17 protein-coding genes are annotated in these 16,564 nt (G+C 44.8%); 13 read left to right on the top strand and 4 right to left on the bottom strand.

All coding sequences use genetic code 11. From position 1 onward, the window contains the following. The first annotated feature begins 53 nt into the window (after positions 1-53). Complete coding sequence (locus AC0L13_RS15900; protein WP_473641274.1) at positions 54-1,640, top strand: M2 family metallopeptidase; 1,587 nt, start codon at positions 54-56, stop codon at positions 1,638-1,640. A 50-nt stretch (positions 1,641-1,690) separates the two neighbouring features. Here the strand turns inward: AC0L13_RS15900 and AC0L13_RS15895 are convergent, their stop codons facing one another. Then, on the bottom strand, positions 1,691-1,912 hold the full coding sequence (locus AC0L13_RS15895; RefSeq protein ID WP_473641272.1) for a hypothetical protein: 222 nt from the start codon (positions 1,910-1,912) through the stop codon (positions 1,691-1,693). 138 nt (positions 1,913-2,050) lie between these two features. Between AC0L13_RS15895 and AC0L13_RS15890 the strand changes: the two genes are divergently transcribed. Together AC0L13_RS15890 and AC0L13_RS15885 are read left to right on the top strand one after the other, a co-directional pair. Continuing rightward, the gene (locus AC0L13_RS15890; RefSeq protein ID WP_473641270.1) at positions 2,051-2,506 is read left to right on the top strand and encodes a DIP1984 family protein; all 456 of its coding nucleotides are present in this window, start codon (positions 2,051-2,053) and stop codon (positions 2,504-2,506) included. Between the two features lie 296 nt (positions 2,507-2,802). Then, on the top strand, positions 2,803-3,159 hold the full coding sequence (locus AC0L13_RS15885) for an HIT domain-containing protein (RefSeq protein WP_473647061.1): 357 nt from the start codon (positions 2,803-2,805) through the stop codon (positions 3,157-3,159). A 55-nt stretch (positions 3,160-3,214) separates the two neighbouring features. Here the strand turns inward: AC0L13_RS15885 and AC0L13_RS15880 are convergent, their stop codons facing one another. Further along, positions 3,215-4,030 carry an MBL fold metallo-hydrolase gene (locus AC0L13_RS15880; protein WP_473641268.1) on the bottom strand — a complete coding sequence of 272 codons (816 nt, stop codon included), beginning with the start codon at positions 4,028-4,030 and terminating at the stop codon, positions 3,215-3,217. Between the two features lie 143 nt (positions 4,031-4,173). On the opposite strand from AC0L13_RS15880, the gene AC0L13_RS15875 reads away from it, so the two are divergent. The 3 genes from AC0L13_RS15875 (at position 4,174) to AC0L13_RS15865 (ending at position 6,968) form a co-directional block, all read left to right on the top strand. Beyond that, positions 4,174-4,704 carry a DUF1572 family protein gene (locus AC0L13_RS15875; RefSeq protein WP_473641266.1) on the top strand — a complete coding sequence of 177 codons (531 nt, stop codon included), beginning with the start codon at positions 4,174-4,176 and terminating at the stop codon, positions 4,702-4,704. Then, the gene (locus AC0L13_RS15870) at positions 4,701-5,186 is read left to right on the top strand and encodes a peptide ABC transporter substrate-binding protein (RefSeq protein ID WP_473641264.1); all 486 of its coding nucleotides are present in this window, start codon (positions 4,701-4,703) and stop codon (positions 5,184-5,186) included. Before AC0L13_RS15875 ends, AC0L13_RS15870 begins: the two co-directional genes overlap by 4 nt. 207 nt (positions 5,187-5,393) lie before the next feature. After that, positions 5,394-6,968 (top strand): FAD-dependent oxidoreductase, encoded by a 1,575-nt coding sequence (locus AC0L13_RS15865; RefSeq protein ID WP_473641262.1) that lies wholly within the window; start codon positions 5,394-5,396, stop codon positions 6,966-6,968. A 199-nt stretch (positions 6,969-7,167) separates the two neighbouring features. Here the strand turns inward: AC0L13_RS15865 and AC0L13_RS15860 are convergent, their stop codons facing one another. Continuing rightward, positions 7,168-8,067, bottom strand: coding sequence for a hypothetical protein (locus tag AC0L13_RS15860; protein ID WP_473641260.1), 900 nt, complete (start codon positions 8,065-8,067; stop codon positions 7,168-7,170). 597 nt (positions 8,068-8,664) lie between these two features. Between AC0L13_RS15860 and AC0L13_RS15855 the strand changes: the two genes are divergently transcribed. The 6 genes from AC0L13_RS15855 (at position 8,665) to AC0L13_RS15830 (ending at position 14,685) form a co-directional block, all read left to right on the top strand. After that, a complete protein-coding gene (locus AC0L13_RS15855) occupies positions 8,665-9,090 on the top strand; it encodes an SRPBCC family protein (protein WP_473647059.1) in 426 nt (141 codons plus the stop codon). Continuing rightward, on the top strand, positions 9,030-9,914 hold the full coding sequence (locus AC0L13_RS15850; protein ID WP_473641258.1) for a serine hydrolase: 885 nt from the start codon (positions 9,030-9,032) through the stop codon (positions 9,912-9,914). Before AC0L13_RS15855 ends, AC0L13_RS15850 begins: the two co-directional genes overlap by 61 nt. Before the next feature lie 426 nt (positions 9,915-10,340). Continuing rightward, positions 10,341-11,759: a serine hydrolase domain-containing protein gene (locus AC0L13_RS15845; RefSeq protein ID WP_473641255.1), complete on the top strand. Its 1,419-nt coding sequence runs from the start codon at positions 10,341-10,343 to the stop codon at positions 11,757-11,759. Between the two features lie 142 nt (positions 11,760-11,901). Continuing rightward, positions 11,902-12,015, top strand: coding sequence for a YjcZ family sporulation protein (locus AC0L13_RS15840; protein ID WP_473641253.1), 114 nt, complete (start codon positions 11,902-11,904; stop codon positions 12,013-12,015). A 340-nt stretch (positions 12,016-12,355) separates the two neighbouring features. Next, positions 12,356-13,537, top strand: a complete 1,182-nt coding sequence (locus AC0L13_RS15835; protein WP_473641251.1) for a NupC/NupG family nucleoside CNT transporter — start codon at positions 12,356-12,358, stop codon at positions 13,535-13,537. An 89-nt stretch (positions 13,538-13,626) separates the two neighbouring features. Continuing rightward, positions 13,627-14,685 (top strand): LLM class flavin-dependent oxidoreductase, encoded by a 1,059-nt coding sequence (locus AC0L13_RS15830; protein WP_473647056.1) that lies wholly within the window; start codon positions 13,627-13,629, stop codon positions 14,683-14,685. Positions 14,686-14,729: 44 nt separating this feature from the next. On the opposite strand, the gene AC0L13_RS15825 is transcribed toward AC0L13_RS15830, so the two are convergent. Beyond that, positions 14,730-15,950, bottom strand: coding sequence for a dicarboxylate/amino acid:cation symporter (locus AC0L13_RS15825; RefSeq protein WP_473641249.1), 1,221 nt, complete (start codon positions 15,948-15,950; stop codon positions 14,730-14,732). 146 nt (positions 15,951-16,096) lie between these two features. Here AC0L13_RS15825 and AC0L13_RS15820 point away from each other — a divergent pair, with 146 nt between their 5' ends. Beyond that, complete coding sequence (locus AC0L13_RS15820) at positions 16,097-16,540, top strand: hypothetical protein (RefSeq protein ID WP_473641247.1); 444 nt, start codon at positions 16,097-16,099, stop codon at positions 16,538-16,540. The last annotated feature ends 24 nt before the right edge of the window (positions 16,541-16,564 follow it).

Here is a 16,564-nt window from a genome sequence, read left to right as displayed (position 1 = left end):
TGCTGCGCCGCATCGAATGAAAAGAGAACGACAGAAAAAAGGGGAAGAGAATAATGACAGTTGAACAGTTTTTGGAAGAGCAAAATAAAGCAATCAAGGATTTGCATATGACGAGCGCAAACAGCTCATGGATGGCGGCAACGACTGGGGAAGACGAATGGAATCAAAAGACAGCAGAGGCGCAAACGGAATTTAATAACTACTTAGCGAATCCTGAACGTTTCGAGCAAGTGAAGGAATATCTTGCACAAGAAGATTTGACGCCAGTGCAACGGCGCCAGCTCGAAAGCCTTCGTACTGGCATGGCAGGAAAGCAAATTGCTGAAGCGGATTTAAAGGAAATAGTGGAGCGCTCAACGGAATTGATCGGCATTTTTAATACATTCCGTGCGACAATCGATGGTAAACCCGTATCGGAAAACGATGTACGGCAAATTTTAATCAAAAACAACGATTCAGCTGAACGTGAAGAGGCGTGGCATGCGAGCAAGCAGATCGGAAAGGAAGTCGAGGAAAAGCTTCTGACGCTTGTCAAAAAGCGGAACGAGGTAGCGCGTTCGTTAGGCTTTGAAAGCTATCATGATATGAGCTTCGTGCATCAGGAACTGGACCGGGATGAAATCTTTTCGATTTTCCATAAGTTGAAGGAGCTCTCTGACGAGCCGTTCCGTGAAATGAAGCATGAGATGGACAGCGAATTGGCGGAGCGCTTCGGCATTTCGATTGACGAGCTTCGTCCTTGGCATTATGCTGATCCGTTTTTCCAAGAAGCACCGCCATCCAAGGAACTGGACTTGGACCCATTCTATGAAGGAAAAGATCTTGAGCATTTAACAATTGAAACGTTCAAAAGTATGGGCATGGATATTACAGATATGTTGGCGAACAGTGATCTTTATCCGCGTGATAAAAAGAATCAGCATGCATTCTGCACGGATATCGACCGGGAAGGCGATGTCCGGGTGCTATGCAATAATGTACCGTCCGACTATTGGTCCACAACGATGCTGCACGAGTTCGGCCATGCGGTTTATTTCAAATATGTCGATCCGACACTTCCGTACTTGCTAAGGACGTGCGCGCATACATTAACGACTGAAGCAATCGCGATGCTGTACGGCCGTTTCGGGAAAAATCCTGCTTGGCTACACCAGTTTTTAGAGTTGGGTAAAGCCGAAGTGGAGGAGCTGACGCCGCTCATCGAGAAATCGCTGCGCAGGCAAATGCTTATTGCGGGCCGTTGGATTATGGCATTCACTTTCTTCGAGCGCGAGTTGTACGAAAATCCGGATCAGGATTTGAACAAGCTTTGGTGGAAAATCGTTCAGGATGTCCAATTCGTGAATCCGCCTGAAAACGTCGACTATCCGCATTGGGCGGCGAAAATCCATTTCACGCTCGCCCCGGTTTACTATCAAAACTATTTGCTAGGGGAATTGACGACGTCGCAGCTGCATTCCTATATTGAGAACAATATCTCAAAGGACATGTTCACGCCTGAAGTTGGCACGTATTTGATCGAAGAGTATTTCAAGCCAGGGGCATTTTACCCGTGGAATGAAAAGATTGAAAAAGCAACAGGTGAAAAGTTGAACCCACAATATTTCATTGATCAATTCGTTACGAAAGTTCTTGTATAAATAAAAACATGCCGAACGAGATAGACAATCCCGTTCGGCATTTTCTCATCTCATCTTCTTTTCTTTTTCACATCTTGTGCAGCCGTCTTGCTTTTATCCACTACTTTTTCGAACTCGACAAAAACATAATAGACGTTTTCCTTTATTTCTTCGATCCTCATCACTTTGCCTTTTCGCCCTTTCAGTGTCACATTATCATCGAGGGCAGGGATGTTTCTGAGTACTTGATTGAGCACGTAATTGTTATTTTCATAGAAATGGACAGCATACATAATTCGAATCTCCTTTAGTAGTGTGATAGTTGGAATCCATACATTTTATGATTGTCCAAGGTATTTAGAACAAAGGACTTTTGACGAGATATGTCGAATAGAAGGAATAACGATAGATTGAAAAAAGGAGGGGATTTGATGAAGCTTGCCGAGGCATTGATTGCACGAGCGGATTATCAAAAAAGAAACGAGCAGCTGAAAAGGCGGATCAGCATGAACTTGAAGATCCAAGAAGGGGAACAGCCTGCGGAGGATCCGAACGCGATGTTGGCGGAGCTCGAAAGCAATATGAAAGAATTGACGGCATTGATTCAACGGATTAATAAAACGAATTGCTCCATTCAATTCGACGAGACGCGAACGCTGGCAGATGCATTGGTCGAGCGTGACCAGAAATGGGACAAGCGGTTGATTCTCGCGAAAATTGCAGAGGAAGCGTCGATCCGAAACGACAGATATAGCCGAACGGAAATCAAAATCATCAGTACAGTCGACGTCTCGGCTATCCAAAAGCAGGTCGACCAATTATCGAAAGAGTTCAGGGAGATGGACACGAAGATTCAAGGAATGAATTGGAGCATTGATTTGATTTAGAGGTCACAGATTTTTAAAGGAAGATTATCGGGCGCGCCCGATAAAATCTGGACGCACTTACGCCAAGGCGTAAGTGATCAATAAGTCGGTAGCTGCATCGCAAAGGTGAGTACAAACCCGCCAACTGGGATAGTTGGACTTAATGGTAGGTAGACGGGGCTATACCAATCGGTTCGAAGCCGTCATGAACAATTGAAGCCCAGTACCGTGACATGAGTACAAGTAGAATGTAATTGTAACGACCATGTACTAATTTGCGAACGCAGTGAGGGTGGGGTTGGGGGCTTGTTTTGAGAATGAATGTGGAGAGGGGCAATATTTTGACTCAAGACTTTTATTGTGATGAAGTATTAAGCGGGAATACGGAAGTAAATAAAGTGATGGAAACAGAAAACGTATTAGCTTATTATCACACAAGACCTTTTTATCCCGTGCATATTGTAGCAATACCAAAAAAGCACATCTCTTCGTTAATTACATTGGAAGATAGTGATAATGAATTATTGCTCGAATTAATGGGAGTAATAAAAAAAGTTGCTACTATGGTTACGGAGGAACAAGGAGCTTGTAGAGTTATAACAAACCTAGGAGATTATCAAGAATCGAAGCATCTCCATTGGCATATTGTTTCCGGAAAGCCATTAAACCAGTAGGCGCAAAGTAGATCTGATTGGCGGGCACCTTAAGCAACTTGCTGCCCGCCGCTCTTCACTCTTTTCCTTCATTAATAATCGACCGGATAATGTGGATTGAATTCCATTCACCGAATGAAAAAAGCGTAATCGGGTATTTCTTAGTGAAAAGTCGCGCGTGGATTTCGCGCACGCCGTACCCTTTCTCACGTAGGTCAAGCGTATCCTCCCTGAGCTCCTGCAAATACGCAAGTTTCTTCTGTAATGCCATTCGCCCATCCTTCACGTATCCCGCATGGCAGCAAAACATTTCCCCGAAGTCATACTGCAACGTCTTTTCAATGGAATTTATAATTGTAGGAATGCTCTCTTCCCGTAAAATGACTTTTGTTTTCGGGTGCACATATAAATCTCCGGAAAACAGTTGTCCGGTCTCTTTATTCAAAAATGCAAGATGGTCTTTTGCGTGTCCCGGCGTAGGGATGACCGTCCAATCGGCACTTCTCGAACGGAATGTTTCCCCGATCGGCTGCGCTTTAAAAGGTCGTCTTCTTCCCCAAAACACTTTCCGATAAAGTGGATAATTCGCTTTTCGAGCACATTCATCAATCGACATATCATTCATAAAAATAGGCAGTCCGAATTCGGTCTGTAAATACTGTGCGCCCCCCGTATGGTCCTCGTGGGCATGTGTAATGACGACTTGGTCAACGTCGGTTTGCGCAAAAAAATCTCTGAATTCCTGCGCTAATGATTGGGATCCGGTATCGATCAGGACCCCATCTGTTTCAAAACAATATACATTCAATTTTATGCTATTCAAACGAACGACTCCATTGACAAATCGAACATTGCTCATTTCATCTCGCTTTGATTTCGTTTTCAAAAACAAGAGCTTCACCCCTTACTTACACGATTCTCTTATTAGTAGATTATCATAGTATGAATGATTATTCATTCATTTAAGAACAATCTTGTAAATGAAGGGTTTTTATTCGTTTACATCGAATACAGTAGCAAAAAGGGGGATGCCGTATGTCAATTGGATTAGAATACTTACGCGTCGTTCGGGAACGGTTTACAGTATTGAAAGGGCAAGGTGACAAGACATTTGCTCAATTGGATGAAGATCATTTTCATTGGACAATGAATGACGAGTCAAACAGTATTGCGATTCTCGTTCAGCATATAAGTGGAAATATGGTGTCGAGGTGGACGGATTTTCTGACGACGGATGGTGAAAAGCCGGATCGGAATCGGGACGAGGAATTCGAGACGAAACGGATGTCCAAAGCGGAGCTGCTAGATTGCTGGGAACATGGCTGGCATGTATTTATGAATGTGCTCGAAAGCTTGAATGAGCAAGACTTGGAAAAAACCGTTCAAATTCGTGGTGAGGCGCATTCCGTCATCGACGCGATTGAACGGCAAATGGCGCATTACGCAGCCCATATCGGACAGATTATGTTCATTGGCAAGCAGATAAAAGGAGGGGAGTGGTCGAATCTAAGCATCCCTAAAGGGGGATCGGATGCCTACTTGCAGCGTATGCTGAAGGAGAAATGAAGAAGTGGGGGAAGCTGCTTGCTCTTGTCGCGATCTTCACTGCACTGCTATCCGCATGTAATGCGGATAAAAAAGAATTGCCGCTCGCTGACATTTATAGTGGGGCATTCGATGCGTTAATGGAAGAAGACAAAGCTCTGAATACTGACATGGCTTTCATTGCGATCGATTTAAGCAATTTTAAGGATTTGGATGAAACGGGGAAACAGGATATTCTCGATCGTTTTTCGGATGAATATGATGTCGATGTAATGGATGCGACTTTCGAGGAGCTTCGAGAAAACGGATATTTTAATGAAGATATTTTAGCGTTGGACGGTGTCCTACTACGGATGGAGAATGTGGATATCTCCCGGAAGAAAGTCGTTTTTACCGGATCTAAATACCGCTCCGCAAAGGGTGCAATCGGTATGGAAGTGACGATCCGGAACAAGGGCGGCGAATGGAAAGTGACCGAAGTGAAGATGACCTGGATTAGTTAGCGAAAAGCCTGTGAGACGGCGGAGCATCACCGTTTCGCAGGTTATTAAACGTGGAAGGACTCATTAATTTCGCGAAGGGCTCCATTTCACAACAGCTCTTTTTATTCCCCAAACATCTCCCTCTTCCGATTAAAAATACTTCATATGTTTACATTCTGCTAACCAATGGGAATCCTATCTTCAGTACATAGTACAGGAGGACAAGATATGAACAGTCAAAGCAATGGAAAATTGCCGGAGCATCCAGAATCATTTTGGAGGACGAGTGTCGACTTTCCGACCTTTCCGAGTTTGAATGAAGACCTCGATGTGGACGTTATCATTGTCGGTGGAGGCATCACCGGGATTACATCTGCATATTTATTGGCTCAGGACGGTTTGAAAGTTGCGGTCATTGAAGCTGATAAAGTGTTGAATGGAACGACGGGGCATACAACGGCGAAAATCACGGCGCAGCATGATTTGATTTACGACGAGTTTATCCAAAACATGGGGCGGACTACAGCGAGATTGTATTACGACGCGAATATGGAAGCGTTGGCATTCATTAAAAAAACAGTGGAGGAACATCAAATCGACTGTGATTTCACAAGTGTTGATGCGTATATTTATTCCGTCTCCGAAAAGTACGCAGAGAAGATCAAGAAGGAAGCGGATGCTTACGAGAGGCTTCAAATCGAAGGCGGCCTGGTTGATGGACTTCCGTTTGACATTGACGTACAAAATGTCCTTGTCATGAAAAACCAGGCGCAATTTCATGTAACTAAATATTTGGTGCATCTCATTGATTTATTCACACAAAAGGGTGGGCGAATCTTTGAAGATACTGTGGCGGTTAATATTGAAACGGGCGAGCAGCCTGTTGTCCTGACGCGCAATGAGAAGAGGATTGCCGCAAAGCATGTATTGATCTGTACGCATTTTCCGTTTTATGAGGGAACAGGCCTTTATTCCACTCGGATGTACGCGGACCGTTCATACGCGCTAGCTGTGAAATCGAAGAAAGAATTCCCGTCAGGCATTTTCATTAGCGCGGATGAACCGACCCGTTCTTTCCGGTCTGTCATGGATAACGGAGAGGAGCTGGTGCTCATTGTCGGAGAAAACCATAAGACCGGTCAAAGTCCGGTGGAGACGCTGGAGCATTACAAAGCGCTGGAGCAATTCGGCGAAAAGGTTTTCGGTCTTGAGAAGATTGTGCAAAGGTGGTCGGCGCAAGATTTGGTCACTTTGGATAAACTGCCTTACATCGGTGAAATTACGTCAGGAAATCCGAATATCCTAATTGCGACAGGCTTCCGGAAATGGGGAATGTCGAATGGGACAGCCGCAGCATTGTTATTCCGCGATATGGTGACCGGAAAAGAGAACAAGTTTGAAAAATTATATACGCCCTCGAGGTTCTATGCACATCCAAGCTTGAAAAATTTCCTCGTCCAAAACGCAAACGTCGTTGGTCAGTTAATCAAAGGAAAGCTTGATTCGCCAAAAACGAACCCAGATGATTTATCCAAAGGAGAAGGCGCGGTCGTAACACTGGATGGGCATCGAAAAGGCGCTTACCGGGATGATGACGGGAAAATCCATATCGTCGATACGACGTGCACTCATATCGGATGCGAAGTCGAATGGAATAGCGGCGACAGGACGTGGGACTGCCCGTGCCACGGTTCCAGGTTTACATTTACAGGCGAAGTGATTGAAGGGCCGGCGGAAAAACCGTTGCAAAAGTATGATTATAAAATGATCGACAATTTGACATCCGAGGATTCAGGATATTGAATGAAAACGACCCATCTGGTGATTAGCCGGATGGGTTGCAGCCTGTTGACAAACGCTCGCATCCGTTGTTGCTCGTGTCGCTCGTCCGCTCATGAACTTTAGTTCTATTCGCGTCTTCGCCCCACTTTGCGCCTAGGCTGACAAGTGTTTTCAATCAGGCTGAGGAAATCCCTGTTTATGGTCTATTTCTTAAAAACGATTACGAATTTTTTCGATACACAGAAGGTGTAAACCGTTTCCACTCTTCTTCTAATTCCTTCCAGTCGACAATCTTCCAAGGATTGAAGAACGTCTGTCCATTTTTATTGAAAAACAACTGACCGTCGATGCAATAGGCGGCATGTTGAACATTGCCATTTTCGTCCATCCATACGACCGCGTCCCCCTTTTGGAAACGGTTTTCGACTTTCTTGAATGAAGCTTGTGCCAACTTTTGCTTAAAGGTTTCGCCGTGAACCCATTCATGGATGATCCATTCGTCAAGCGCGGGTTCGGAACTGATTGCAAATAGCGTGGCGGAGAGGCAATTGGCGCCTGGCTCGGTCGAAAATGTATTGGCATATTTGAGCAAATGAGAAGGAGTCGATGGAGAAGGCTGCAACGATGTCCATCCGTCGTATTGCTGTGCAGTTGTGCGGACGATTTCTTCTTTGATAGAGACGGGCAGTTTCATCCACATCGCCCTTTGTATAACACCGAATCTTTCCCCATTTACTTCTAAAATGTAGTCATCCGGAAATGAATGTTGTCCGGATAATAGCGAGAGTGGGCCGACTAACCCTCTTCCTAAATCGTGTTGCGTCGTGAATAGCGCGTGTCTTTTGTCAATGGAAAGTGAGTCGATCCATTCGGGTTGCGTGACGATGACGAACTCAGCCTCTTTAGAAATCATCGAATACATATAACTATTTACCATTTGAATGCCGTTGTAAGAGGAATGGTTGAAGAACTCTGATCTCGGAAATACTAAAGCACCTTGCAAATCATTTTGAAATAAAGGTAAATCATTCTTTCGTAAGAAGTATAAATCTTTTGCTGGTACATATTTTTCAATCCAATGTTCTAGCTGTTGCTGTGTAGGTTTTATCGTAATGTCCATGTCTGTGCACCTCTCGACTGAAAATTGTCTTTCTTCTCATAATAAACTATTAATGCAGAACCTTCTATCGTTTTCAGAAAGTAGTAGAGGGATTTTCACGTTTGCATCGAATACATGAAAGAGTGAAGTTCATATGGGGGTGACAGTTTGACGTTTGAGGACTTGGTGAATGAAAAAGGTTACTCTATTTCATTTGAACAAGTAAGCGTCCCAAAAAGCGAAGGGATCAATTTGCGTTTCATTGTGAATAAAGCGAAGGAAAGTTGGCATTTACGTGTTCATCCTCAACCGGATATAGAGGTTACGACGTATCAGATTGATTTTCCTTACTATATTACATTTCTTGCGGCGGTAGATATTTATACTCGCTGGAATGACAATGAACGATTCAGGGGAGATGCGTTCAGGATTTATGAGAAGTCCACGTTCGTAGAACATTTGGAGAAGGTGTGGAATCTGTCCATTCCTGATTATCCGGGCAAGAGGCCTGTATTATATGCGCTAGCTTGTATTGATGACGTCGTCTATATTGTTTCTCACGAAGCACCAATTGTTAAGAAAATTACATCTGAAATTACAGAAGGGAAGAAACTTACAATGAATACAGACATAACAACAAAAATGAAAATTAATAAACCGGTAAGCGAGGTATTTGAGGCGATTGTCGATCCGGAAAAAATGGGCGGCTACTGGTTTTCATCGGGTACAAGCAGAGTTGAACAAGGTAAGACGATCACATGGAAATATGAGGAATATGGTGCTGAAGGGGATATTCATGTATTGGAAGTTGAGGAGAACAAGAAAATTGTTTTCAACTGGGGAGAAACGACAGTGACGATGACATTCCAAGAAAGGGACGGAAGTACACTTATTGAAGTGACTGAGTCGGGAATGAATGCGGACGATCCCGACATCACAGCTAAAATGCTTGGCCAAAAAGAAGGCTGGGTGTATATGCTCACATGCTTGAAAGGGTATATGGAAAACGGGATTACGACGTTGCGGGCATCGTTAGTTCATTGAAAGAAAAGGGGGATGGGATGAACGCGCTGCAGGAGAAATTAGACGATCGCTTGAAGAATGCGAACGGGATATGGGCCGTTGCGGTAGAGGATGTAAATGAAGGCACCTTATTTTCAATAAATGGAGACGAATGCTTTTACGCAGCAAGCATCATCAAAGTTCCGATTATGGCGTCGGTATTTGCGGCGGCGGAAAAAGAAGGCGTCCGGTTAGGGGATCGTTTGCCATTACGAAGGGATGACATCGTCGGTGGCAGTGGAGTACTACAGTTCATGTCACCCGGCATTGAGGTGCCGATCTATGATTTGCTGACATTGATGATCATTCAAAGTGATAATACTGCGACAAATATGTTGATTGATTTGATTGGGATGAAAAAGATTCAGGCTTTCATGAAAGAACTAGGGATGGAACGAAGTGAGATTCATCATAAATTGATGATTGTTCAAGCAAATCGGGTGAATAGCAATGAAATATCCGCTTCTGAGATGACTGCATTATTGGCAAAGATTGCCCAGGGGGAGTGCGTTTCGTTGCACGCTTCGGAGCAGATGATGCGCATTATGAAGCAACAACAGCTTTCGAATGGTTTTATCGACAGCTTGCCTGCAATCAATAACCCGATTGTTGGCGCCATTCCAGAGTGGGAGTTTGCTGGGAAGGGCGGTAATGTCGAAGGAATTAAGCATGAGTGCGCGTTGCTTTACGTACGCGGACGATGCATGGCGGTTACCGTGCTCTCCAAAGGATGTGCGGAAGATGAGGCGCAGGGGATGATTGCGCAAATTGGCAGCGACGTGTATTCGTATGCTGTAGGAGAATAGTGGAAAATGCCAGATGAGGGAAAGTCCTTATCTGGTTTTTTCATTTCTGACATCGAATTGTAGTCAATCGGTGATAAACGGTGCCAAGTCGGTGATAAAGTCGTCAGAGTCGGTAATAAACTACAGCGAGTCGGTGATAACAACTTCCGCCCCCCTTGCCATGGCATTCGACCAAATGAATCTTATAATATTTTACGCGTTATGCGTGTTTGTGGGAGTTTATGCGTGTCTGCGCCGATTTATGCGTGAGTTCATAATGTTATGCGCGGATTTCGAGTTTTATGGACTTCTGCAACGGTTTATGCGTTAAATAAACGATTTATGCGTTTTTGCGACGCCAGAGGATGGCCATACAGCAATAAAAGAGGAAAATCATATTTAACGGCGAATAATCTTAGTAAGGAACAGCAAACAGGGGGGATTTACATGGGGGAAACAGTTGCGGTCAAAACGTATGATACGTATGCGCAAGAATATGTTGAGAAACATTTGATTACGGGAGCTATGATTGGCATTGAGGCGGAAGGGCAGCGGGTATATGAGAAAAGCTTAGGCTATCGGAATGTCGAGCAGCAGCTGTCAGCGACGGGGGATACTGTTTTTGGAATCGCTTCGATGACAAAGTCGTTTACGAGTGCGGGCATTATGAAACTGCAGGAGGCAGGAAAGTTATCGGTGAATGATAAAATCGTCGACTACTTGCCAGAATTGAAGAAGCCGGGTACACAGGTGGAGCGGATTACACTCCATCATCTGATGACGCATACGGCAGGCTATCCGCCGCTTGCGACACATGTGTATGCGAGGAAAAATAGCATTGAGCAAGACCCTTCCGCGAAAGATTATGGACTGGATCTGTTGAACAATCCGGGGCCGCATATCGAGACATACGACGAAATGCTTGCGTTTATGGCGACAGTCGATTTTGAATGGCTCGGCGAACCAGGTCAGTTTTATAGTTACTCGAATGATTCGTACGGGTTGCTCGGCGTCATCATTAGCAGAGTGAGCGGTCAGCCTTATGAAGAATTCATTGAAGAAAATATTGTAAAGCCTGCGGGCATGAAAAATAGCTTTTTTGCGATGGAGAGATTGGACCAAACCGAAGACGTGACGACACTTTACATGAAAGCGAAAGATGGCTCGCATGTGTATGAGGCACCGCTTTGGTGGGATGCGCCGTCGATGCGCGCGGTCGGTTATTTGAAGTCGACGGCTAATGATATTCTCCGTTATTTAGAAATGTATTGGAATGAAGGCGTCGTTGCTGGAACGCGGATTTTATCGAAGGAAAGCATTGAGCAGATGATCCATCCGCATATCGAATACGAACCTGGTAAATGCTACGGCTATGGGCTGCGGATCATTCCTGATTATTTCGGCTCGACATTGATCAGTCACGGAGGCGGCTTAAAAGGTGTGTCGTCATATATGTGCGCGATTATCGAGAAGAAAAAAGCGGGCGTGATTTTGACGAATGTTTCGGATGTTCCTGCGGGCGATCTGCTAATGAATGCGATTAATGTTACGGAAGGCAGGGAATTGAACGCCTCCTCTTCAGCATATGAAGTGAAAGAATTCGATGCCGAAGATCTGCAGAAATACGTCGGCACCTATATTTCGAGTGAGGGAATGAACGTAAAGGTGTCACTAAAAGGAGACCGGCTTACTGTTGAATCGAATGAAGTAAGCAGGACGTTAAAATGCATCGGGGAAAATGTTTTTATTGATGAAGATGAGAATGATGGTATTTTGCAATTCGTTGAAAATCGAAGCGGAGAAATTGAGCGTATCGTATATGGGGGAAGGCATATTATGAAGGAGAGGAATTCTTCACTTGCCTAAAAATTGTTGGGCTTTCACGGTTATGTGAGAGCTCTTTTTTATTTCCGGAAGCTGTATGAGGCATATACTAGGGGAATGTCATGGGCATGGATGTTTTGACTACATAGAATAACAGCATCAAGTGTTTTGGAGGTGTAGAAGAATGTCGAATGAAGTTGGTCACGGTACAGGATATGGCGGCGGTTACACTTTAATTGTCGTTTTGTTTATATTATTAATAATTGTTGGAGCTTCCTATTGGGGTGGAGGATACTGAAAAGGTAAATTTTTTTGTTAATAAATTTATAGAAAATGCATGAAAATCGGAAAAATAGAGAGTGGATATTGAATCCTTCTCTATTTTTTTATGTACTAATTTTGTCAATTTCTCTATTGTTGAATTTATGTTATCATGTTCAAGTTGAGAAAAAAATATAACATTTTCATACTTGTTTGATAATACGGAAGTTTGTCATGAGTATTTATTTCGTATATAAACAACCGATTTGTCGAATAACTAAAACGATTACGAAAAGAAGTTTTCGGGAACATATGAGAAAATGTGATTTTTGCTCCGCACAACAACAGTTTATGCACATAGAGAGGGGGAAACCGCTTTGAAATTCCTCATATTCATTGCGGCGTTACTTGTTATATTTTTCCTTGCTTTTATCGCAAGCAACGGCAAAAAGAAGATTAAATACAAACCGATTATCATAATGATCGTTTTGCAGTTAGTTTTGGCTTTCGTCCTATTGAATACGGAAATTGGTCTTTTTCTAGTTAAAGGCGTATCGAGCGTATTCGAGAAACTTTTAGCCTATGCAGCAGAAGGGATCGGCTTTGTTTTCGGAGGGCTCGCGAATGATGGTGCAAGTCCGTTTTTCCTAAATGTCTTAATGCCAATCGTCTTTATCTCTGCACTCATCGGGATCGCTCAGTATATAAGGCTACTCCCGCTGATCATCCGTTTCCTCGGATCCATCTTGAGCAAGGTGAATGGTCTAGGGAAATTGGAGTCTTTCAACGCGGTCGCCTCGGCGATTTTTGGACAATCCGAGGTGTTCATTTCCCTTAAGAAACAGTTGCCGCATATTCCGAAGCATCGGATGTACACGATGTGTACGTCTGCTATGTCAACAGTGTCCGCATCCATTTTAGGGGCATACATGACGATGATTGAACCGGAATATGTTATTACGGCACTCGTTTTGAATCTCTTTGGCGGATTTATCATCGCGAATATCATCAACCCATATGAAGTGACGGAGGAAGAAGATATTATCGATGTGAAGGAAGAAAGACGCCAGTCCTTCTTTGAAATGTTGGGCGAGTATATTTTAGATGGCTTTAAAGTGGCTATCGTCGTTGGTGCGATGCTTATCGGCTTTGTCGCATTGATCGGCATGGTGAATAATGTCTTTGAAGCGGCAGTCGGTGTCAGCTTCCAAACAGCGTTAGGATATGTGTTTGCACCGTTAGCATTCATCGTCGGCGTTCCGGCATCGGAAGTTGTACAAGCCGGTACGATTATGGCGACGAAGTTGCTGACGAACGAATTCGTCGCAATGATCGATTTGTCGGATATGGCATCATCTTTATCGAGCCGAACGGTCGGCATCATTTCCGTCTTCCTCGTATCATTCGCGAACTTCTCCTCGATCGGTATTATTTCGGGAGCTGTTAAAGGATTGAACGAAGAACAAGGAAATACAGTCGCTAAATTTGGCTTGAAGCTGCTCTACGGAGCGACATTGGTCAGTTTGTTGACTGCGGCAGTTACAGGAATCATGTTGTAAGAGGAGGCCCTATGTTGGGCTTCCTTTTTTTATTGCGTATGCGTCAGTTCCCTTCAATGGAAGTAGTCGTGCCGAAGCGTTATCATAATATGGAAGTGATAAAGCCGACTAAAACTATTGGAGTGAGGCAATTGATAAATGATGTAGCGAAGAAATTCAACGGCATCCCTTTGTCGATCCTTGATCTTGCGATGATCAACGAAGGAAGCGATGCCAGGCAATCTTTTAGAAATAGCGTCGATCTTGCCCAGCATGCAGAGAAGTGGGGGTTTAACCGTTTTTGGCTTGCCGAACACCATAATATGCCTGGTGTTGCAAGTTCTGCGACGTCCGTTATTATCGGTCATGTGGCAGGTGCGACAAAAACGATCCGTGTCGGGGCAGGGGGCGTCATGCTTCCAAACCATGCGCCGCTCGTCATTGCCGAACAGTTCGGCACGCTAGATGCGTTATTTCCTGGCAGAATCGATCTAGGCCTTGGCCGAGCTCCCGGCAGCGACCAGGCGACAGCTTATGCGCTTCGGAGGACGTTGCAAAGCACCGGAGACGATTTTCCGTTGCAGTTGGACGAACTGCGCACCTTTTTCAAGTATGATCCTTCCGCACGCGTGCGGGCGATCCCTGGAGAAGGGAGCGACGTCCCGATATGGCTGCTTGGGTCAAGCGACTTTAGTGCGCGACTCGCTGCGGAACTTGGGCTTCCATTTTCATTCGCAGGCCATTTTGCTCCAACATATATGATGCATGCATTGAACTTATACCACCGAAATTTCAAGGCTTCAAAGGATCTTGAAAAGCCATATACAATGCTTGGCATTAATATTATCGCCGCAGATACGGATGAGAAGGCGCGATGGCTTGCCACTTCCCACCAGCAAATGTTTTTGAACATTCGTAAAGGGATTACGACGCACTTCAAGCCGCCAATCGATGACGTGGACGCTGTCTGGTCCGATCTTGAGAAAGCGGTAGTTACTGAGTTGTTGGAATGGCCGTCGACTATTGTCGGCAGTCCTGAAACGGTCAAACGTAAATTGGAAGCGTTCATGGAAATGACGCGGGCGGACGAATGCATTATTAGTTCAGGGATTTTCAACCACGAGGACCGCCTTCGCTCGTACGAAATTATTTCAGAAATGATGGGATGAATAACAGAGCCAAGCAATGGTTGAAAACCGTATGCTTGGCTTTTTTATATTTGATTTCTTTTCTCGTGTTGATCGATTAATCTTGTCCCAACGAGGTCGCCTGTAATGTTTACGGCGGTCGCCCCCATTCCAACGAGCGCGTCAATCGCGGTCAGCAGCGCCACCGCTTCCATCGGCAAGCCGAGTTGGACGAACACGGTCGCAATCATGACAATGCCGGCACCTGGAACCCCTGCCGTACCGATTGAAGCGAGCGTCCCGATCAACACGACCATCAGCATATCGGGAATCGTGAGCGGAGTGCCTGCGACATTGGCGGCAAAGACGGCGGAAACCGCTATACGGATTGCGGCACCGTCCATATTGACGGTCGCGCCGAGTGGAATGCTGAAGCTGTATAGACTTTTGGAAACCCCCATCTTTTTTGCCGCATCCAATGTAAGCGGCAATGTCCCTGTGCTGCTTTGGGTGACAAATGCCGTAATCATCGGCGTACGTGCATGTTTGAAAAACGAGCCTGGTTTTATTCCGAAAAGAAGTAGGAAAATGAAATACAGCGCGATATGAACGAGCAATGCAATATAAAAGACCCCGATCATTCCGCTTAATGAAATAAGTGTATCGATTCCTTGGCTGCCGACTGTATTCGCGATGATTGCGAAAATACCGATTGGCACGTATTGGAGAATCGCCTTCAAGATGATGAGGGATGCTTCATTCAAAGCGTTAACTGTCGTCAATAAGGAATCTCCTAGCGCAACATGTTTTTCAGAGGAGCGCATAGCAGAAATCGCAATTCCGAAAACGAGCGCAGTGAAAATGATGCCGAGCAGATTCATTTCCGTAAATGCCGTGACGATATTGGACGGTACAATATTGAGAAGCACTTGGATGATGCCTGGATTGTCCGGGACTTCGAATGTTTCATGGCCAGTGAGACTCATTCCTCTACCCGGCTGAAAGACAGTTGCGACAAGCAGGCCGACGACGATTGCTAGCGCAGAAGTCACTGTGTAATAAATGAATACTTTACTGCCCATACGTCCTAAGTTGGCAATGTTCGTCTGATTCACCCCGACGATGAGGGTAAATAAAATGAGTGGGATGATAAGAAAGGTGAGCAAGCGAAGAAGCAGATCGCCGAGGGGTACTAAAACGGCAGCTTGTTCCCCCAAAATGAAACCTGCTATAATCCCTAGAACTAAGGCGATTGAAATTTTAAAAATTAACGAAGCACGTAAATATGCAGTGAAAATACTTTTCACCATGACGCCTCCTTTTTAGAACAGCAAGTATTGAAGGAATTCTGAATTCTACGTTAATACAGTGTGGACAACGTGTCAAAATACATGCCTTGAAAAAGGGAAGTGACCGCGAGACGTCGAAAGAGTAGGAAAGGAGGGATTAGCGAATGGTCCTAGTGGAGGAAAAGAAGCAAGTGGAAAAACAACTGCAAGAGAAAGCGAAAGCAGAAGTTCAAGTGCAAGAAAAAGGTCAAGTGCAAGTTGAAAGTAGCGCGGGTCGGAAGGAATTTAGGGAGGCTCCTGTGACGACGGTATTCAAGAAATTCGGCAATAATAAGGATGTCTCTCTCGTTTTTGGGGAGCCGATCGAAGTTGGCTTAACGAAAGTAGTGCCTGTAGCGAAATTGAGATATGGATTCGGCGGCGGTGGTGATGGCAATGGTGCGGATGGCGGCGGCGGTGGCTTTTTAGTTAAACCGGTCGGCGTCTATGAAATTACGCCCGATCGGGTGAAATTCAAATCGACACACGATCCATTGCAAATCGCGGGGATGGCAATTCTTCTCGGACTTTCTTTCGTGTTAGGAAGGAATCTGCGTAAAAAGCGGTAAATGAAAAAGGACTCCTGCCGAGTC

The sequence above is a fragment of the Sporosarcina sp. QA0331 genome, assembly GCF_055808055.1.
The sequence above is the reverse complement of the archived record's forward strand: the minus strand, read 5'-3'. Positions and strand labels throughout refer to the sequence as shown.